The 20,533-nt window shown below is 37.7% G+C and carries 21 protein-coding genes; 15 read left to right on the top strand and 6 right to left on the bottom strand.

Translation table 11 applies throughout. The features are described from left to right. The first annotated feature begins 497 nt into the window (after window positions 1-497). The 3 genes from A33S_RS0107005 (at window position 498) to A33S_RS0106995 (ending at window position 1,945) form a co-directional block, all read left to right on the top strand. Window positions 498-791, top strand: coding sequence for a hypothetical protein (locus A33S_RS0107005; RefSeq protein WP_017176671.1), 294 nt, complete (start codon window positions 498-500; stop codon window positions 789-791). A 118-nt stretch (window positions 792-909) separates the two neighbouring features. After that, window positions 910-1,269: a DUF488 domain-containing protein gene (locus A33S_RS0107000; protein ID WP_009382179.1), complete on the top strand. Its 360-nt coding sequence runs from the start codon at window positions 910-912 to the stop codon at window positions 1,267-1,269. A 1-nt stretch (window position 1,270) separates the two neighbouring features. Continuing rightward, entirely contained in the window at window positions 1,271-1,945 is a 675-nt protein-coding gene (locus tag A33S_RS0106995) for a DNA-3-methyladenine glycosylase family protein (protein WP_009382177.1), read from the top strand. Between the two features lie 152 nt (window positions 1,946-2,097). On the opposite strand, the gene mntC is transcribed toward A33S_RS0106995, so the two are convergent. From mntC to A33S_RS0106980, 3 genes are read right to left on the bottom strand one after another with little or no spacing between them, the layout of a single operon-like run. Beyond that, the gene (mntC, locus tag A33S_RS0106990; RefSeq protein WP_009382175.1) at window positions 2,098-3,006 is read right to left on the bottom strand and encodes a manganese ABC transporter substrate-binding lipoprotein MntC; all 909 of its coding nucleotides are present in this window, start codon (window positions 3,004-3,006) and stop codon (window positions 2,098-2,100) included. Next, complete coding sequence (locus A33S_RS0106985) at window positions 3,003-3,839, bottom strand: metal ABC transporter permease (RefSeq protein WP_009382173.1); 837 nt, start codon at window positions 3,837-3,839, stop codon at window positions 3,003-3,005. The genes mntC and A33S_RS0106985 overlap by 4 nt, the downstream gene beginning before the upstream one ends. Then, on the bottom strand, window positions 3,836-4,594 hold the full coding sequence (locus tag A33S_RS0106980) for a metal ABC transporter ATP-binding protein (protein ID WP_009382172.1): 759 nt from the start codon (window positions 4,592-4,594) through the stop codon (window positions 3,836-3,838). The genes A33S_RS0106985 and A33S_RS0106980 overlap by 4 nt, the downstream gene beginning before the upstream one ends. 127 nt (window positions 4,595-4,721) lie before the next feature. Here A33S_RS0106980 and A33S_RS0106975 point away from each other — a divergent pair, with 127 nt between their 5' ends. The 5 genes from A33S_RS0106975 (at window position 4,722) to srtA (ending at window position 8,942) form a co-directional block, all read left to right on the top strand. Further along, window positions 4,722-5,375 carry a metal-dependent transcriptional regulator gene (locus tag A33S_RS0106975; protein ID WP_009382171.1) on the top strand — a complete coding sequence of 218 codons (654 nt, stop codon included), beginning with the start codon at window positions 4,722-4,724 and terminating at the stop codon, window positions 5,373-5,375. 391 nt (window positions 5,376-5,766) lie between these two features. After that, window positions 5,767-6,501 (top strand): 4'-phosphopantetheinyl transferase family protein, encoded by a 735-nt coding sequence (locus A33S_RS0106970; RefSeq protein ID WP_017176670.1) that lies wholly within the window; start codon window positions 5,767-5,769, stop codon window positions 6,499-6,501. Then, window positions 6,498-7,193 carry a thioesterase II family protein gene (locus A33S_RS0106965; protein WP_009382168.1) on the top strand — a complete coding sequence of 232 codons (696 nt, stop codon included), beginning with the start codon at window positions 6,498-6,500 and terminating at the stop codon, window positions 7,191-7,193. The genes A33S_RS0106970 and A33S_RS0106965 overlap by 4 nt, the downstream gene beginning before the upstream one ends. Window positions 7,194-7,604: 411 nt before the next feature. Continuing rightward, on the top strand, window positions 7,605-8,183 hold the full coding sequence (locus A33S_RS0106960; protein ID WP_009382166.1) for a tubby C-terminal domain-like protein: 579 nt from the start codon (window positions 7,605-7,607) through the stop codon (window positions 8,181-8,183). Between the two features lie 132 nt (window positions 8,184-8,315). Continuing rightward, a complete protein-coding gene (gene srtA / locus A33S_RS0106955) occupies window positions 8,316-8,942 on the top strand; it encodes a class A sortase SrtA (RefSeq protein WP_009382165.1) in 627 nt (208 codons plus the stop codon). 672 nt (window positions 8,943-9,614) lie between these two features. On the opposite strand, the gene A33S_RS0106950 is transcribed toward srtA, so the two are convergent. The 3 genes from A33S_RS0106950 to scdA all read right to left on the bottom strand — a co-directional run bounded on the left by A33S_RS0106950 (window position 9,615) and on the right by scdA (window position 12,825). Then, a complete protein-coding gene (locus tag A33S_RS0106950; protein WP_009382164.1) occupies window positions 9,615-10,028 on the bottom strand; it encodes a 6-pyruvoyl trahydropterin synthase family protein in 414 nt (137 codons plus the stop codon). A 406-nt stretch (window positions 10,029-10,434) separates the two neighbouring features. Then, window positions 10,435-11,964, bottom strand: a complete 1,530-nt coding sequence (locus A33S_RS0106945) for an AbgT family transporter (protein WP_009382163.1) — start codon at window positions 11,962-11,964, stop codon at window positions 10,435-10,437. A gap of 183 nt (window positions 11,965-12,147) precedes the next feature. After that, window positions 12,148-12,825: an iron-sulfur cluster repair di-iron protein ScdA gene (gene scdA, locus A33S_RS0106940; RefSeq protein ID WP_009382162.1), complete on the bottom strand. Its 678-nt coding sequence runs from the start codon at window positions 12,823-12,825 to the stop codon at window positions 12,148-12,150. A 445-nt stretch (window positions 12,826-13,270) separates the two neighbouring features. On the opposite strand from scdA, the gene A33S_RS0106935 reads away from it, so the two are divergent. From A33S_RS0106935 to wecB, 7 genes are all read left to right on the top strand, one after another. Next, entirely contained in the window at window positions 13,271-13,930 is a 660-nt protein-coding gene (locus A33S_RS0106935; RefSeq protein ID WP_009382161.1) for a Wzz/FepE/Etk N-terminal domain-containing protein, read from the top strand. 11 nt (window positions 13,931-13,941) lie between these two features. Further along, on the top strand, window positions 13,942-14,637 hold the full coding sequence (locus A33S_RS0106930) for a polysaccharide biosynthesis tyrosine autokinase (RefSeq protein WP_009382160.1): 696 nt from the start codon (window positions 13,942-13,944) through the stop codon (window positions 14,635-14,637). Between the two features lie 5 nt (window positions 14,638-14,642). Beyond that, complete coding sequence (locus tag A33S_RS0106925) at window positions 14,643-15,407, top strand: tyrosine-protein phosphatase (protein WP_009382158.1); 765 nt, start codon at window positions 14,643-14,645, stop codon at window positions 15,405-15,407. Window positions 15,408-15,472: 65 nt separating this feature from the next. Further along, window positions 15,473-17,251: a polysaccharide biosynthesis protein gene (locus tag A33S_RS0106920; RefSeq protein WP_392450426.1), complete on the top strand. Its 1,779-nt coding sequence runs from the start codon at window positions 15,473-15,475 to the stop codon at window positions 17,249-17,251. Between the two features lie 5 nt (window positions 17,252-17,256). After that, entirely contained in the window at window positions 17,257-18,285 is a 1,029-nt protein-coding gene (locus A33S_RS0106915) for a nucleoside-diphosphate sugar epimerase/dehydratase (RefSeq protein ID WP_009382156.1), read from the top strand. A 12-nt stretch (window positions 18,286-18,297) separates the two neighbouring features. Then, window positions 18,298-19,404: a polysaccharide biosynthesis C-terminal domain-containing protein gene (locus A33S_RS0106910; protein WP_009382155.1), complete on the top strand. Its 1,107-nt coding sequence runs from the start codon at window positions 18,298-18,300 to the stop codon at window positions 19,402-19,404. Between the two features lie 3 nt (window positions 19,405-19,407). Continuing rightward, window positions 19,408-20,532, top strand: coding sequence for a non-hydrolyzing UDP-N-acetylglucosamine 2-epimerase (wecB, locus tag A33S_RS0106905; RefSeq protein ID WP_009382153.1), 1,125 nt, complete (start codon window positions 19,408-19,410; stop codon window positions 20,530-20,532). The last annotated feature ends 1 nt before the right edge of the window (window position 20,533 follow it).

The raw sequence follows: 20,533 nt of genomic DNA, 5'->3' as shown, positions 1-20,533 counted from the left end.
AGTCTATTCAAATTTTTATATTACCTTAAATTTGTGTTTACAAAAACAATTCTATTATGAAATGAACGCAATTGGCAAATCATTTTAGAATATATATTCATATTAAACATTAATTTGTGTAAAAAGAACACCTAAAGGTAAATAACATCTTAAGTATAAAAATTACAGAAAATTCAACCTCTTTATTTCTTTACAGTTTGAATTATGGATTAAAAATTCCGTGATTACTTTTGATATATTAAACAGCATGTAAATGAAAGAATTTGGATATTACTAATGTAAATGTAAAATTAAGATAATTAATTTAATTCGTTAGAATTTGAAGTAAGTATTTTCGAAATATTAATAAAAAACTAAAAACATTAATCTTAGATTTATTATGAAAACTCTCTATAAACTATTGTTTGGATATTGTAAAAAACAGTTTCAAAGCTACAAACATGTGCTATCTTACAAGTGCAATATCCAAATTATATATAACAAGGAGTTGTATTGTTTTGAAAAAGTTTTTAGCATTATTCGCAGCAGCAAGTATCGTACTAGGTGCTTGTGGTCAAGATTCAGGTAGTGGAGACAAAAAAGAAGAGAAAAAATCTGAAGAGTCAGGTTCATCTGACAAATCTTCTGAAGAATCTGGTTCAGGTTCATCTTCAGAAGAATCAACTGAAGAAGGTTCATCTTCAGAAGAGTCAACTGAAGAAGGTTCTTCATCAGAAGAGTCAACTGAGGAAGGTTCTTCATCAGAAGAATCAGGTTCAGGTTCTTCATCTTCTTCATCTGAAGAAAAATAATTTCCGACTAGCATAGGTACGTAATTCATATAAAAACAACATACTTATATAAAGAGCCGGGCTTTGTCCCGGCTTTTTTCGTGTGGAAAATAGGGTAAAGGTGTCATGAGGTGATAGGATGGCATTTAACATGATTCGAGTATACAACGATAATGAAAAGGGCGTACGCGTGTTTGTCGACCGTGTTTGGCCGCGTGGTGTATCAAAAGAAAAAGCAGAACTTGATTATTGGCTTAAAGAAGTAGGGCCTACAAAATCATTAAGACAATGGTTCGATCACGACCCTGAGAAAATCGATACCTTTAAGGAAAAATATTTAGAAGAACTTCAGACAGGTGAACAACGTGAGGCATTTGACCAACTTAAAGAAATTGAAGCTGAAGCTAAAGAGACGACTTGGCTTGTTTATGCTGCTAAAGATGAAACATACAACCATGTTGTGATATTAAAAGAGGCGCTCGAAAAAGGATTGGATTAGGATGACAGTTTATGAAAAGGCGGTAATTAGGATATCAGAGGCGCCCGTACAAGCGCTTATTGAAAAAGATGCCACATTAAAAAAGCTCATCACACATTTAGGCGATATTGAAATTGATATACGTCCTTATTATTTTAAGTCGTTAGTGCGATCTATCGTTGGCCAACAAATATCCTTTCCAGCCGCGGAAGCTGTATTTAGTCGTGTTGTAGAATTAACGGGCCACGACTTTACAGTAGATAAAGTTGCTCAATTATCTGACGAAGCTTTACTAGATGTGGGCTTATCTCGTGCCAAAGTAAAGTACACACGAGATTTAATTAGATGTATCCAATCAGGCGAATTAGATCTTGAAAGGTTAGATAGTCTCGATGATCAAACGGTACTTAAACAATTAACGCAAGTGAAAGGTATTGGTAAGTGGACTGCTGAAATGTATCTCATCTTTACGCTTAGAAGGCCGAATATACTAGCGGTTGACGATGTAGCGTTACAACGTGTAGTAGAGTGGCTTTATCAGGTAGATAGAGACTCACGTAAACGTGTATTGAAAGAGAAAAAGGCGCTTTGGTCGCCTTATCTTTCCTATGCTTCATTTTATTTATGGGAAACGTTAAGTTTAGATCTACTCAAATATCGAGATTTAGATGAAGCCATTGAAAATAGGAATTTATAAAAAATGTCGAGCCATAAGGGTATGGGGACCTCAGGCTCGACTTTTCATAGTTTTGGAGGATAATTTAATGCATCTGCTTTTCGCGCAACAACATAATCTGGCATTAGAATTACGTTATGTAATTGGAAAGCTAATTTTTTAGCGCGTGTTGTCTACTTCATACTACTATGAATGGTATCGATATTTGACTGCATCATTTTATAGTAGGAGTCACCTTTAGACCCTTTCTTACCTATTGAATCTGTATAAACTTCTCCATAGATTGTCGCATGTGTTTCCTCACCTAGTGCCTTCATACTTTTCGCATCGACACTTGTTTCAAGTAGTAAATGTTTAAGATTGTTATCTTTAACGAATTTAATCGCGTCTTTCATTTGTTTAGGGGTTCCTTGCTTTTCCGTATTAATCTCCCAAATATATCCTGAGTTAATTTGATATTGTTTTGAAAAGTATTTAAATGCACCTTCACTTGTAATCATATGACGTTTAGATTTAGGAATATCTTCAAATTTTTGATGACTCGATTGATTGAGTTTTTCTAACTTTTGAATGTATTGGTCGCCATCTTTTTGATAGCTGTCTTTGTTAGATTGATCATGCTTGACGACCGCATCTTGAATGTTTTTTACATATTGAATACCATTTTCTAAGCTTAACCAAGCGTGAGGGTCAGGTTGTTGTTCCGCTGTCGCATGGTGCTTGAGATAAATGGGTTTCACATGTTTAGAAACTTTCACGACTGAATCGTCATCTAAATCTTTGCCTGCTTGTTTAAGTGCCTTTTCAAACCAGCCATTACCAGTTTCAAGGTTTAAACCGTTATACAAGATGATATCAGCGTTCTGAATGGCCTCTACATCCTTAGGTTTAATTTCATACTCATGTGGGTCTTGACCAACCGGGACGATACTGTGTATTTCGGCATGGTCACCGACAATGTTGTGTGTCATGTCATATAATATTGAGTTTGTCGTCACGATATTAAGCTTGTGACTGCCTTCCTTTCCGCACCCACTTAGAAGGATAATAAAGACTATGATAATCGATAGGATACGCTTCATGATGTCGCCTCTTTTCTAAAGAATGGTCTTAAATATTGAATGAAAAATGTGATGATATATAAACTAAACGCGCAAAGTACGATACAGGCACCGCTCGGTAAATTATAAATGTAGCTGAGATATATGCCGACGATTGCGCTAATCGTACTGAATAGCGTAGCGAATATCATCATCGTGTGTAAGTGTTTCGCGAATAAATACGCTGTTGAAGCTGGCGTAATGAGCATTGCGACCACTAAAATGATGCCGACTGTTTGAATACTCGCGATTGTAACTAATGCAAGGAGTAAAATGATAAAGTAGTGGATAAATGTTGTATTTAACCCACTTAAGCGACTGAACTCTGCGTCGAATGTTGAAAGCATGAGCGGTCTATAAAAGATAATGATTAAGAGTAACACCATCACACTTACGATAATGGTTGTCCAGAAAACTTCGTTTGTGATAGCTAAAATATTACCGAATAAGATGTGATATAAGTCAGTTGTACTTTGAATTAAGCTGATCAGAATAATACCGGTCGCGAGAAACGCCGTGAAACATATCCCAATAGCCGCATCTTTCTTTGTCTTAGATTGGTCTTGGAAGAACCCGATTAATAAGCTTGATAACATACCGGTTACAAGAGAACCGACTAGGATAGGTACTTGAAAGAGGTAAGACAAGGCAACACCTGGTAGTACGGCATGGCTCATCGCGTCACTCATTAATGCGAGTCCCCTTAATATAATTACAGAACCTACGACACCACATACAACGCCAACACATATTGCGATCAGTAATGCACGGTTTAAGAAACGGTATTCAAAGATATGTTGAAAGAAATCCATCATGGTTGCGTAACTTCCTTTCTTTGAAAAGCGAGGCCTTGATGGGCTTTTGCTCGGGATGCTTGATTAAACGTGCGATTGATATGCATGTCAGTTAAGACATCTTGAGTCTCACCAAACGCGATAATGTCTTGATTGATTAGAATCACTTTGTCGAAGTAGTCGCGAGCTGATTGGATATCGTGGTGTACGATAATGACTAATTTACCTTCTTGTTTCAATTTCTCAATCTGTTTGAAAATGACAGCCTCACTATGAAAATCGATGCCAGTAAATGGTTCATCCAGTAAGTACACGTCGCTTTGAGACATCAATGCGCGTGCAACGAGTACACGTTGTAGTTGACCGCCACTTAAGGCCTTAATTTGACGATGTCTTAAATCGTAGAGTTCTAAGTCTTTAATCAGTTTGATATAACGGCCTTTGTCGTAATGCGAAATCTTTCTAAACCAACCTGTATGCTTGAAACATCCCGATAGAATGACTTTCTCTACGTTGATGGGGAAGTCTAAATCAAGTTGAGATTTCTGAGGAATGTATGAAAGCTTCTTCAAATGCTTGTGAATGGGTTGGTCGTTAATCGTGATTTGACCTGAAGCTTTGAATGTCTTCGTTATTGATTTCAGTAATGAGGACTTACCTGCGCCATTAGGTCCCATAACACCTATAATGTCACCGTTAATGGGTAACGCTAAATTGATGTTTTGAAGGACGTGGCGATTGCCTAAAAACAAATGTAGATTTTTAATTTCGAGCACGTTATTAACACCTCCTATAAATATTTTTAGGTTAACCTAATTTTATTTTATGATAATCTTAACTTTTTAACTTGTCAAGATATTTCATGCTATAATGATGGTGAGTCAAATCGAAAAGGTGATAGGAATGTTAACTGAGGAAAATGAGGATTACCTAAAGGCCATACTTTATAACAATGGGATGAACACGTACGTGTCTAATAAAGTTTTATCGCAGTATTTAAATATCAAACCACCTTCAGTTAGTGAGATGGTGAACCGACTTTTAAAAGCGGGGTATGTTGAAACTAAACCTTATAAGGGTGTTAAGTTATCCGAGAAGGGGTTAACATATACTTTAGATGTGATTAAGCGACATCGATTGATTGAATTATTCCTAATCGAAGTGTTGAAATATAATTGGGAAGAGGTTCATGAAGAAGCGGAAGTACTGGAACATCGTGTTTCAGAAAAATTCGTAGAACGCTTAGATCAATTACTCGGTGAGCCTGAAACGTGCCCGCACGGTGGTGTTATCCCACGCAATGATACATTTGAGGAGATTTATACAACACCATTATTATCCTTTGAAGCAGGGGATAAAGTCATGATCAAACGTGTGCGAGACCATACAAACTTACTCGTATATCTAAGAAACAAAGACATTACGATTGGTGAAAGTGTTGAAATCATAAATAAAGACGCAACGAATCAAATTGTCGAACTGAAATCAGATGATAAAACGATTCATTTAAGTTACCTCAACGCAGATCAAATATACGTCGAACCATATGAAGCGTAACAGGAGAAGGTACAGCCAACCTTTTTCTGTTTTTTAATTTTGGAAATAAAGATATCTCGTTAAGTTAAATAAAATTATAATTGAGACATCTATTATTAGTGTCTAGGGATTTATTAAAGTTCAAAAAGTTTAAAGCTAATTTCCAAACAGCTGACTCCTAGGGGAGTAGCGTGAGACCGGAGACTACAGGCTCCGGCCACGCCCCAGGAAAGCATGCTGTTAGATAACATAATTATAATTTAGCTCCTGCGCTTTAAGCGAACATGGCCGTGAGTCATTGTTCAATGACGCTTAGTTGATTGCCTAAGTCTAAGTGAGATTGAAAGATAGAAATCGTTTCAATCGTGTCTTCTCCTTTTTTATTAAATTTCGTAGTAGGGGATGTGATACAGTGCCGTATCAATTATATGCATTAAAAGTTGACTTCACCTTAGAAAATGATGAATTAGATGGTTTATATGCGAGCTTAAATCCTACTGAACAAAAGAATGTTTCTCGAATGAAGACGCGAGAAATGTATGTCACGAAGCTATTATCTGCACTGCTTTTCAAATATAGTGTGGCAAATTATGCGGAATGTGATATCGACGAACTTGTTCAATATGAAAATGAATACGGGAAACCATGTTTAAGTTCACCTATGAATGTTTACGCAAATCGATCTCATTCACATGAATGGATTATTTGTATTGTCGATTCTTACCCAGTTGGTATTGATATCGAACATAAAGCACCCATTGATTTATCATTAGCAGAAGCATTTTTTAATTCATGTGAGAAACGATACATTTATAATGCAGCCGAGATGATGAAACAATATGATAGATTCTATGAAATTTGGACGATTAAAGAAAGTTATTTAAAATATATTGGAACTGGTTTATATCGTAATTTAGATTCATTTTTTATACATAGAGAAGGTATTGGATATGAATTAACGGATTATGAGACATTTCCAACTGAAAAGATTAATGTGAACCATGGTACTTTTCCATTAAATACAAACTACGCGTTGAGTCGCGTGGTAAGACATCATAGTAAGAACGAAGTGCGACCTTACCATGTTAATCATATATCAATGGATACTATTATGAATCACTTCCATAAGACGAAGGAGCATGTATGAGTAAACGACAACTAATATGCCTACCTTACGCAGGTGGTAGTGCATCCATCTATAATGATTTAAAAGCACACGTGCAAGACGATATAGAACTGAAGACCATCGAACTTCCTGGTAAAGGGTCACGATTTACTGAATCACCACTAACTTCTATTGAAGATATGGTAAATGAAGTCGTAGCTCAAATTAAGGATTTAAATGTCGGTGATTATGATATTCTAGGCTACAGTTTAGGGACGATTCTTGCTTATGAGACGTACTTTAAACTTAAGGAAGCGGGCATGACGTTGCCAAAGCGTTTATTCCTAGCAGCGAGTGAACCGATTGGTTATCGCGGTGAACCTGAAGGTGTGAAAGATATGGATCAAGATGCGTTCAAGACGTTCATTAAAGATAAGGGCGGTACACCTGAGGCAGTCCTTGAAAATGATGAACTATGGCAGCTTGTAAGCCCGTCACTGCGCGCTGACTTTGAAGCAATCGATGCGTATTCAGATAAGCCTCATGATGACGAGATTGACTTAGATGCGGTCATTATGTCAGGTGAAGACGATATCGATTTTGAAACGTTGTCTAAATGGGAAGCTTACTTCTCAGGAAAAGTAACGATCGAATATTTCGATGGCGGTCATTTCTTCTTACACAATGAACCTAAAGCCATCGCAGAAGTGATTCATCAACATGCGTTAAGTTAATATCAACGAAGCGGATAAGCTCATGGGAAGTGGGCTTATCCTTTTTTAATGGTTAGACTTGAAGGAACGCGACTTAAATATCTATAAGCGGCTAATAAATTGTCTTAATCAATTCCAAAACAGCTGACTCAGAGGGCGGGGCCCCGGCAAAGAAATTTGCGCAAGCAAATTAACAAGCTATGCAAGCCGGGGGTTAAGCGTGGTACAAAGTAGCTATGCTACTTTGTAAGTCCAACTAACAAACTGAAAGTTTGAGTTGGGCTTTACAGGAAAGCATGCTGTTTTAGGGAATTGCAATTTAGTATCAAAATTTTAATTGAACACAACCTTGTAGGTTAGTTATTAGGCAAGAAAGGGTATCTGTGTCATACTTATAATATAAAATTATCAATTCTTAAATGAGGTGTATGTATGGGACGTTATCATTTTAAAGAAAATTTCTTTGATGCTTCTACAGAAGTAATCGATGTATTTGATGAAAGCAATCGACCTGTTTATCAAATGAGTTTATTCTATACTTCAGGTACGCAACAAGTTATGTCTTTCATGGGACGTCAAAAACATAATTTTAAGATAGAGGATGGCAAGAATATTTACACGATCACACAAGAAGGTTCGATTGAAGGACGTATTAAGACGCCATTTTCAACGGTATGGGATGTTGAGAAGAATGGTCGTAAGATTGGTGTCTTTTCAACGCAGATGGCACTTAAACCACGTATGGTGTTCAAAGGCGTTCAAGGCGATGCCATTACGCTAGAATCAGGTTTCATTTCTCGTTCCGTTAAAGCAAAAGACCATTCTGGTCGCGTGATCATGACGACTAAATCAGAGCGCTTTAAAATCGCTTCAGGTCACGATATCCATATTACTGATGGTACATACAATCCAATGATGCTTATTTTATTATTCCAAGGCTTCTTTGAATTCCAAGAACATAGACGTAAGAAATCAGGTGGCGGCGGCTTCGACTTCGATTTCTTCGACTAAGGTTTATGTTTAAGTCCATTTAATTTTGCTTTAAGATAAAAAAGCATTTATAATTAACTGAACAATTATAAGAAGTGACGTTGCTTTTGATGAAGGAAATTAATAGCGAACGAAAGTAGGAGTCGTTGTACCATGAAAAACCTAATGAACCGATTGTTGCCAGTTCTCGGTGTGATATGTATCTTAATCGCGGTGTTCTTGTTCTTTAAACCAAAGATTGATGATTTCTTTAAAGACCAGGAAAATGATAAGAAGATTGAAGAATATAATGACGCGAATAAGAGCGATAAAAATAAGAATGGTGAAAGTCAGAAAGACAAGGCTGAAATCCCTAAAGATAAATCTAAGATGGCAGGGTATTTAGAGATACCTGATGCGAAGATTAAAGAGCCCGTTTACCCTGGACCTGCGACGCCAGAGCAGTTGAAGCGTGGTGTAAGCTTTGCGGAGGAAGAGGAATCGTTGAGCGATCAGAATATCTCAATTGCCGGTCATACTGACTATAGCTTGAAAGATTACCAGTTTACGAATCTAAAAGGTAAAGTGAAGAAGGGCAGTGACGTAAGCTTCACTGTCGGTAATGATAAGCGTAAATATAAAATTACGTCGATTCGTAACGTACCGCCCACTGAAGTTTCTGTTTTAGACGAACAACAAAATCAAAAAGACCGATTGACTTTAATTACGTGCGATAACTTTGATCCAAATACAGGTGAATGGTTAGACCGTACGATATATGTCGCTGAAAAGGTCGCTTAAATAAAGAACCCCTAGTGCGTTGTGGCGTGCTAGGGGTTACTTTTTTGGTTTGATTTACAAGACTTCAGAAACGTGTAAATGAAAAGGTGTTTGATTTACAAGACTTCAGAAACGTGTAAACGAAGGGGCGTTTGATTTACAAGACTTCAGAAACGTGTAAACGAAAGGGCGTTTGATTTACAAGACTATGGAAACGTGTAAACGAAAGGGCGTTTGATTTACAAGACTTCAGAAACGTGTAAACGAAAGGGCGTTTGATTTACAAGACTATGAAAACGTGTAAATGAAAGGGCATTAGATTTACAAGACTTGTGAAACGTGTAAACGAAAGGGCGTTTGATTTACAAGACTTCAGAAACGTGTATACGAAGGGGTGTTTGATTTACAAGACTTTAGAAACATGTAAACCAAAGAGCGAACATGCTAGTTTAAACGTACAACAATGACGAGATAAGCATGTACAATTCCGATAAATTAAGCATACTCAAAATCGTACATGATTATCTCACCGTATCCACTCCCCATCAAAGGAATGAAGTGCAACCACGGTCGCACTTCAAACCGATTGAACCCAAACAGAAACAAGTCACCGGCCCGCAACACTACCCGCAAAAGCCGCTTAACACATTATAGCTTTTGCGGGGGCGCGTTGCGTGGTGACTTGTCTTCATCTTATCCCTTTAGAATGACGGCGTGCTTTGGTGTTTCATAAATCGTTAGTTGTTCGATTCCAACGCCGTCTGGTAAGTATTGCTTGAATTGTTCACGAATCCAGTAGCCTATATTTTCTACGGTCGTATTCATTTCAGGTAAAGTCGTATTTAAACAAACGTCGTTTAACTTCGGTTCAAGATAGTCACGGTAAATACGGTCTATTTCATGAAAGTCTACGGCAATGCCTAGCTTGCTTGTAAGGGCTTTTAAAGAAAGCACAAACGTATATTCATGATGAAATAAATCTTTATAAGCCGTGTCGCTGAAGAAGATACGGTTGTCGGCGTGGAATGTAAAATGCTGCTCGACTGTAACAGGTTCGGCGTGAATCTCGAACTGACTCGGCGCTTTAATACCATCTAAACGTGACATCGGGGTCTACATCTCCTTATCATTTTACATATGTTTGGTTATATTTACGCTATTTCTTTTCAAAAAGGAAAGCAGTTTCTCAAAAACTGTTCCCCACATTTAAGTCTTTAACTACTTTAAAACTGTAGGGTTCCCTAAGTCCCCTATATTAAAGTCTTAAAATCTAGTGTTCCAAAAGTTCTCCTCACAGTTAATTCATTAAAACCTTCATTAACGTCGCCATCGATTGGTATTATAGCAGACCTGTCCGATACTTAAGTCGCAATACAAAGCTTGTAAGCTTTACGTCACACAATTTCCAAAACAGCTGACTCCTAGGGGAGTAGCGTGAGTCCAGAGACTACAGGCTCTGGCCACGCCCCAGGAAAGCATGCTGTTTAAGGAAATTGAGTTGAAAATCCCTACACTATTTCGCGTGTATCGGTCCACCTGGTCCCATCGGAATACCAAGCAGATACCACACAATCATAAATAATGGCCAGAATATTGCTAAGAATAACGTATAAGGCATGAGACTCGCAATCAACGAACCAAGTTTCATCTTAGGATCGTACTCTTTCGCGTAAGAAAGCAGCAGTGGTAGGTACGGCATCATCGGTGTAATCGGGTTTGTAATCGAATCACCCACGCGGTACATCATTTGCGTAAACGCAGGGTGATAACCGAGTATCAATAACATTGGAACAAAGATAGGCGCGAGAATACCCCATTTTGCTGAAGCACTACCGATAATCATGTTAATAAGACCACCTAGGAAGATAATGCCAAGTATCAATACAATACCACTTTGATTCTGAAGTAAAGCAGCCCCTTTAACCGCGATAATAACACCAAGATTACTCCACTCTAAGAAGGCAAGTAGTTGCGCCGCGAAGAAGACAATCACGATAAACGTGCCCATCGTCGACATCGATTCACCTAGCATCTTACCAAGGTCCTTAGAGTTTCGAATCGATTTCGTCATAATCCCATAAATCAAACCCGGTAGTAAGAAGGCGAGAAGAATAATGATCCCAACGCCGTTAATCAAAGGTGAGTCATTCAAGATACTGCCCGTCTTCGCATTTCTTAAAAAGCTACTCTCTGGAATCGCAAGTAACGCAACAAGTACGATAAAGGCTAAGAAACTTAAATTCGCGATTCGAAGCGCCTTTCGTTCTTGAGGCGACACAGTAGAAGACGTTTCATCCTTATCCGCTTTAAGCTTACTCTTATCATATGTACCAAGTCGCGGAATGACAATTTTCGTCGTCACAAAGTAAATCACTGGCACAAGCATCGCGACACTTGCTGCTACGAAATACCAGTTCATCGCAACGTTCAACGGCATGTCCTTATCAATGATATTCGTCGCCGGTCGCGTAAATGCATACACAAGCGCATCATTCATACCAATCAACAAGTTCGCCGCAAAGCCACCCAACGCCGATGCATAAGCCATCGTCAGTCCTGCAATCGGATGGTAGCCAAGCTTAATAAACACTAATGCTGCAAGTGGCGGTAAAATAATCGGTGCCGCATCACCTGCCGCATTCCCCATAATCCCCATAAAGATGATTGTCGGTATAATGACCTTCGTCGGTGCCTTATTCACAACGAGAATCATAAACTTATCAAAGTAGCCCGTTCGTTCAGCTACCCCGATACCAATCATCACAGCTAACACGAGACCTAACGCTGGAAATTCTGCAAAATTCTTAATCGCGTCATTCAATATCATCGCAAGCCCGTCGCGACTAAAGATACTTTTTACATGTACCATTTTATGTGTCCCTGGATGTTCCACTGCTACATTAAATAGCGACACAATCCACGTAATTGTTGCGAGTGCGACACACATGATAAAGAACAACATACTCGGATCAGGTAATTTATTCCCTGACTTTTCAACAAAGTTTAAAAACCGGTTAAAGAAAGATTGCTTTTTTCGTATCATCATACGACCCCCAACTAATTGCAAAGTTGAAGTAAGTATAACAAATTTTAGGAATATTTAGAAAACAATAATTGTGCGATGAGACACCTAATTATAACTTGAAACTATAACTAAATTCGCTTCCCATATAGTAAAAGCCACAACAACCCGCTATGCAAGTCATTGTAGCTCTTTAATTACTTTTTATAATTGATTTACCTTTTCGAAAAGGACATGATTTTCTAAATGTACATGTTCGTGCGTATCCTTTTCTAACGTTTGAAGACGATTATAGACTAATCGCCACGTGCCACACGCTTCTAGTGGCGGTACAAAGCCACCTGTTAATTTACGCATTTCAACGAGCTTTAGTCCAGCATTCGTATGGTCATCAACAAGCGACTGAATCGTTTCATTAATATCTGCTACACTTTCACCTTCAGAATACGCTACTAGCTTTGGAAACGATACATGATCCTCTTCGTCAGTGTGCGTTAACATCGCTTCTTTAAAAGCATCGTAAACGTCTTTTAACTCTAGAAGGTTAGGATGATTAGACCCATGTACGCGCGCTAACTTAGTTACATACGGCGTAAGTTGCTTAAATTCTTCCTTTAAAGGTTCATGGAAATGCGTTTGAATATATTGAACTAAAGAACGCACATTTAAATCCGAAGCTTGGATACCATCTTGTTTGTCCTCAGAAACTGCTTCAAGTTCGTTCATAATTGTGGATAAGTCCACACGTTTATGGTTGTGAACAGCTTCTTCAATCGAGATCTTACCTCCACAACAAAAGTCTATACCATACTTTCTAAATACGTCAGCTGTCTTCGGATACTTAGTCACCGCATCAGCTACTAACATTGACTTATCAAGCATTTAAACCGTCTCCCTTACTTACGTCATATAAATAGATTTTGTAAAATACATCTTCATTATATGACAATTTAAGTAATTTAAAGATTCATAATATTGAGTGTTGATAAATCGTCACAAAGTTGTGACAAATATGTGGATAAGATTTTCTAACATATAAATTCAACTTCTAATCCCATATAAAATAAAACTATAATTCAATTATTTCAGAAATGTAAAGATAGATTTATCAAATTATTATAAGTTGGTTAAAACTAAATAAATTTAATTACTATGCATAGACACGCACAAAAATTCTGTTAATATAACACTATAAAGTATATAATTATAAATAAAAAGTAGTGTAATTTAGTGTTTTATACAAAACCATATTTATAGTTATATCTTAATAATGTCTTAAACTACATCTATTTAGAAAATTAAATAAGAAAGGTGGGGCGCTTCAAAGATGGAGAACACGATTGACCTAACGAAACTATTCGCACTTCTTAAGAAAAATCTTAAGCTATTAATCATTATTCCTCTCGTGACATTGCTACTCGGTTTATTACTAACCGTATTTGTGATGAAACCTAAATACGAAGCGAGTACACAAATACTTGTTGCGCAAAACGAAACATCTGAAGAGTTTAAATTCCAGGAAGTTCAAAGTAACTTACAGCTTGTGAATACATACTCAGAAATTATTAAAAGTCCAAGAATTTTACAAGAAGTGTCGAAAAAGCATAAATCATATGACCAAGAAGAAATCGCTTCAATGTTAAATGTGAGTAATTCAGCAGAATCTCAAGTTTTAAATATCACAGTTAAAAGCGGCGATCGAAAAGACTCAGAGCAACTCGCGAATACAATTGCTAAAGTCTTTACGAAAGAAGTACCTAACATCATGAACGTAAATAACGTAACGGTACTTTCTAAGGCAGATGAAGCTGACAAGGTGTCACCAAGAATCATGGTGAATACGGCGATTTCATTAATTATTGGCTTAATCATCGCAAGCATATACATTTTACTCAATGCATTATTCGATAAACGACTTAAGTCAGAAGAAGAGATTGAATCATACCTCGATATTCCAGTTTTAGGTGTAATTCAAAAGTTTAAATGAGGTGAAAAGAAATGAGGAAATCACCAACAAGAGGTGGTATGAAAACTCTTATTGCGCACACGAATCGTAAGTCAGTGATGAGTGAGAGATTTAGGGGCATACGTACTAACATAATGTTCTCGGCATCCGATAAGGCAATTAGTACTTTAGTAATAACATCGGAACGTCCTTCATCAGGTAAATCCACGATGTCATCAAATATAGCTGTAACTTATGCACAAGCAGGATTCAAGACTTTAGTACTTGATGGTGATATGCGTAAACCAACTCAGCATTATATTTTCGGCGTTCAAAACCAAAAAGGTTTATCCAATGTGCTTATAAATCAACATGAACCTGAGGAAGTCATCGAATCGACAATGGTTGAAAACTTATTCATTTTACCATCAGGCCCAATCCCACCTAATCCATCAGAACTTATCGGATCGGTTAAACTTGAAACATTAATTAATTTACTAAATGAAACATTCGACATGATTATTATTGATACACCACCTGTATTAAGTGTAACGGATGCACAGCTTTTCACTGAAGTAGCACGGAACGTATTATTTGTAATTGACGCCGAAATGAACAACCGTGATCATGTTAGAAAGGCTATGAATCTTGTTAAAAAAGCTAATGGTAAAGTCATCGGTGCGGTACTCAACAATGCTAAAGTTTCTAAAGCTCAAAACGCAGGCTACTCATACTACGGCGAGGATTGATAACAATGATAGATATGCATAATCATATTTTAATGGCTTGTGATGATGGTCCAAATTCGCTAGAAGATACAATAACTCTATTAAAGCAAGCCCGTGACCAAGGGATTACAGATATTATCGCGACACCTCATCATCTGCATCGTAAGTATAACAATACTTACAAGTCGGTGTCGCAAACTACATTAAAACTGAATCAAAACTTGACTATAAAACAACTAGGAGTCCGTATTTATCCAGGTCAGGAAATTCGAATTAGCGATAGAATATTTCAAGAGATTGAATTTGAAGAGATAAAGGGATTGAATACATCACGATACATATTGATTGAATTACCAATATCATATGTACCGAGCGCAACCAGTCGTATCTTCTATGAGCTACTCAACAAAGGTTTCACGCCGATTATCGCGCACCCAGAACGTAATAAGGAAATCGCGAACGATTTAAGCGTCCTGTATGACCTTATCAATCAAGGTGCCTTAAGCCAAATTACCGCAAGTTCATTATTGGGAAATTTCGGTAAACACGTGTGTAAGATTTCCATTCAAATGATGAATTGTAACCTAACGCATTTCATCGCATCTGACGCACATGATGCCGCGATACGTCCGTTTCAACTTGGTCATTTGGAAAAGGACGTTAAGTTAAAGGACCATCAAGAAACGATAAACATGCTGATCGATAATGCGAACCATATTATAACGAACGAACCGATTTTTAAATCACAACCCTTTTTACCGAAGAAGAAAAAGTGGTTTAAATTATTTTAATGTAAAGCGAAAAGAGGGGATGTAACGTGCAGTTTTTGACAACAAAACAACGGTTTATATTACTCATGCTTGTTGACTCATTCATCGTTACATTTTCAATATTTTTAAGTTATTTCATTTTAGAACCATTTTTTAAAATTTACTCTTTTAATTTCTTAGTTATCTCATCGATATGCTTACTACTCTTACATCATCTATTTGCGAATATCTTTAACTTATATCATCGCGCATGGGAGTACGCGAGTGTGAGTGAATTAATGCTGATTGTGAAGTCTGTTACGAGTTCAGTTGTATTAACTATGGCTATCATGACACTGTTCTCCAATCATCCAACTTTCATAAGACTTTATTTCATCACTTGGATGATGCATCTTATCTTAATCGGTGGGTCACGTTTGTCATGGCGACTTTATAGAAGAACCTTTATCAATAAAGATATCAATAAGAAATCGACATTAGTCGTTGGTGCCGGGCGAGGTGGCTCGATCTTAATCAAACAGATGATTTCAACGCCGTACATGGGCATGGAACCTGCACTTGTCGTTGATGATGACCCTAGAAAGCAGAAGATGACGATTGTAGATGGTGTTAAAGTAGAAGGTTTCATTGATGATATTCCAGAGCTCGTACAAAAGTTTAGAATCAAGAAAATCATCATTGCGATTCCAACGCTAACTCAAAAGAGACTCAGAGATATCAACGCACTTGTCGAAGGTTTAGATGTCGAAGTGTTCAAAATGCCAAATATTGAAAATGTAATGTCCGGGGATGTTGAAGTTAACCAATTGAAAAAGGTTGAAGTTGAAGATCTATTAGGTCGTGACCCTGTGGAACTTGATATGGATATGATTTCAAACGAGCTTAAAGGTAAGACAATCCTCGTAACAGGCGCAGGTGGCTCGATTGGTTCTGAAATCTGTCGCCAAGTTTGTAAGTTCATGCCAAGTAAAATTTTATTACTCGGTCACGGTGAGACGAGTATTTATCACATCCATAGCGAACTTACGAAACTTTATAAAGATGCGATTGAAATTGTGCCAGTTATCGCAGATGTTCAAGACAAAGTCAGAATGAAAGAAATCATGATGCAGCACAAACCGTACAACGTCTATCATGCGGCAGCGCATAAACATGTACCACTTATGGAAGGTAACCCAATGGAAGCCATCAAGAACAACATCATCGGTACACGAAATACTGCCGAAGCGGCGGCTTATGCGAACGTGAATAAGTTCGTCATGATTTCGACTGATAAGGCTGTTAACCCGCCGAACGTCATGGGTGCTTCGAAACGTGTTGCCGAAATGGTCATTCAAGGTATGAATAGCGACAACTATAATACAGACTTTGTAGCCGTTAGATTCGGTAATGTATTCGGTTCGAGAGGCTCTGTGATACCACTTTTCAAGAAGCAAATCGAAGCAGGCGGTCCAGTGACCGTGACACATCCCGAAATGACACGCTACTTTATGACAATTCCTGAAGCATCCCGCCTCGTACTTCAAGCAGGTGCACTCGCGACAGGCGGCGAAGTATTCGTGCTCGATATGGGTGAACCTGTTAAGATTGTTGACCTTGCGAAGAACCTTATTCGATTAAGTGGTTACAAAGAAGATGAAATCGATATCGTCTTTACTGGTGTGCGCCCCGGTGAAAAGCTCTTTGAAGAGTTGCTTAACAAAGATGAAGTACATCCAGAACAAGTCTATAAAAAAATCTATCGCGGTAAAGTACGCGAACTCGATAGCAAAGAAGTGAACGAAATGATCGATAAACTCATCACAAGCTTCAACAAAGAAGAGTTAATTCGATTCACGAACTACAATAATAAAATCAATGGGTGATGGTTATGTTTAAAGGAAAAACATTGTTAATTACTGGAGGTACAGGGTCGTTTGGGAACGCTGTTATGGAACGATTCCTTGATTCAGATATTAGCGAAATACGTATCTTTTCACGAGATGAAAAGAAACAAGATGATATGCGTAAACTTTATAACAATCCAAAAATTAAATTTTATATTGGGGATGTGCGTGACAGACATAGTGTTGATACGGCGATGCGTGGGGTTGATTACGTCTTTCACGCTGCGGCACTTAAGCAAGTACCATCATGCGAATTCTTCCCGATTGAAGCAATTAAAACAAATGTCTTAGGAACTGAAAACGTTGTTGAAGCGACGATTCAAGAGGGTGTTAAGAAAGTCATTTGCTTATCGACTGATAAAGCAGCCTATCCAATCAATGCGATGGGGGTTTCTAAAGCGATGATGGAGAAGGTCTTTGTCGCAAAGAGTCGTAATGTTAATAGTGATGAAACATTAATCTGTGGAACACGTTACGGCAATGTTATGGCCTCAAGAGGATCGGTGATTCCATTATTCGTCGATAAAATTAGAAATAACGAACCACTAACAATTACCGATCCTACTATGACACGCTTTTTAATGAGTTTAGAAGAAGCAGTTGAACTTGTGGTTCATGCATTTAAGCATGCTGAAACTGGAGACATTATGGTTCAAAAAGCACCTGCTTCTACAATTGGTGACTTAGCACAAGCGTTACTTGAGTTGTTTGAAGCAGACAATGACATCGTGATTATTGGGACACGTCATGGTGAGAAGAAAGCTGAAACGTTATTAACGCGTGAAGAATATGCGAATGCTGAAGACATGGGTGGTTATTATCGTGTACCAGCTGATGCTAGAGATTTAAATTACGATAAATACTTTGAAGACGGTAGTAAAAACATAACAGAAGCATACGAATATACGTCCGATAATACAGAACGTCTATCAATTGAAGCAATTAAAGAGAAGTTATTAACACTTCCTTATGTAAAAGAAGCATTAAAAGAAAAGGTTTCACAAATTAATTAGGAGGCCCCATTCATGAAAATAGCTGTTACTGGTGCAAATGGATTCGTTGGTAAGAACTTAATTCAAGAACTGAAACATCAAAAATATGAAGTACTTCCTATTACGAGACATACGTCTGAAGCAGATGTACGTCAACATTTACTTGAAGCGGATACAATCGTGCATTTAGCTGGTGTTAATCGTCCTGAACATGATGCTGAATTTAAAGCAGGAAATGTTGATTTACTTACATCTTATCTTGAAATTGTTAAAGATAATGATAAAGCGCCAACTATCATTATGTCGTCATCGATACAAGCTTCGAAGGACAATCCGTATGGTCAAAGTAAAGCGGAAGGCGAAGCGGTGTTACGTGACTTTTCAAAGAGATATGGGAATGAGGTATACATTTATCGTTTACCTAACTTATTTGGAAAATGGTGTCGTCCGAATTATAACTCTGTAATCGCGACGTTCTGTCACAATATTGCGCGTGACCTTGATATTCAGGTTAATGACCCGAATGTTGCGTTGTCGCTGAACTATATTGATGATGTCATTCATGAATTTATTCGTGCGATAGAAGGCTTTCCTAATCTTGAAGGGGGTAAGCCAACCGTGCCTAATGTGCACTTAGAGCGTTTAGGTGATATTCGTGATTTACTCTATAAATTTAAGGAAAGTCGCCAAACTTTAAGAGTGCCGAATTTAAATAAACCCTTTCAAAAGGCTTTATATAGCACGTATTTAAGTTATTTACCTGAAGATGATTTCAGTTATCCTTTAACGATGCATACGGATGAACGCGGATCATTTACTGAGTTCCTTAAGACTAAGAAACATGGCCAAGTTTCTGTAAATATTTCGAAACCAGGCATTACTAAAGGGAACCATTGGCATCATACAAAGAATGAGAAGTTCTTGGTTGTTTCAGGAAAAGGCGTGATTCGATTTCGTAAGCCAGATGAAGATGCTGTGCACGAGTACTTTGTTTCAGGAGACAAGCTTGAAGTTGTAGATATTCCAGTTGGTTACACACATAATATTGAGAACCTAGGCGATACGGATATGGTTACGATTATGTGGGTGAATGAAATCTTTGATCCTGAGAATCCAGACACGTATTACTTGGAGGTTTAGAAAATGAGTAAATTAAAATTAATGACTATTGTTGGTACGAGACCTGAGATTATTCGTTTATCAAGTACGATTAAAGCTTGTGATGCTTATTTTGACCAAACAATTGTACATACGGGTCAAAACTATGACTACACGTTAAATGAGGTGTTCTTTGAAGAACTCGAACTTCGTGAACCGGATTACTTTTTAGAGGCAGTTGGTACTCACTTAGGTGATACGATGGGGAATATTATCGCGAAATCGTATGAGGTTTTAAGCGAAGTGAATCCAGATGCGCTACTTATTTTAGGAGATACGAATAGTTGTTTGTCGGCTGTAGCGGCTAAGCGTCTTAAGATTCCTATCTTTCATATGGAAGCGGGTAACCGTTGCTTTGATCAGAATGTGCCAGAAGAAATTAACCGTAAGATTGTTGACCATGTGAGTGATGTGAATTTACCGTACACAGAACATAGTCGACGTTATTTGCTTGATGAAGGTTTCAGAAAAGAACATATCTTTGTGACAGGTTCACCTATGCGTGAGGTACTTGAAACGTATGCGCATAAGATTGAAAACAGTGATGTCTTAAGTAAACTTGATGTCGAAAAGGGCAACTATATTCTAGTTTCTGCACATCGTGAGGAAAATATTGATAATGAAGCCAACTTTAATTCGTTAATGAATGCGATTAATGATATAGCTGAAAAGTACCAAATGCCAGTTATTTATTCAACCCACCCTAGAAGTTGGAAGAAGATTGAAGAACGTAACTTTACATTTCATCCGCTAGTACGCCAGATGAAACCGTTTGGCTTCTTTGATTATAATGCGCTACAGAAAAATGCTTTCGTCGTGTTATCTGATAGTGGCACTTTGTCTGAAGAGTCTTCAATTCTAAAGTTCCCAGGTGTATTAATCCGTACGTCAACTGAACGACCAGAAGTGTTAGATAAAGGTACTGTAATTGTGGGTGGCATCGAGTACGGAGGTTTACTTCAATCTGTAGAGTTAGCGCGTTCAATGGTAAACAATGATGCACCAATGGTAGATGCTGTGGATTACAAAGATACAAACGTATCTCAAAAAGTCGTGAAGATTATCCAAAGTTATACACCAATCATTAATAACGTAGTGTGGAGGAAATGAT

The organism is Staphylococcus massiliensis CCUG 55927 (assembly GCF_000298075.1).
Lineage (GTDB): Bacteria > Bacillota > Bacilli > Staphylococcales > Staphylococcaceae > Staphylococcus > Staphylococcus massiliensis.
Note: the sequence above shows the minus strand (reverse complement) of the source record. Positions and strands in the feature narration are given on the sequence as shown.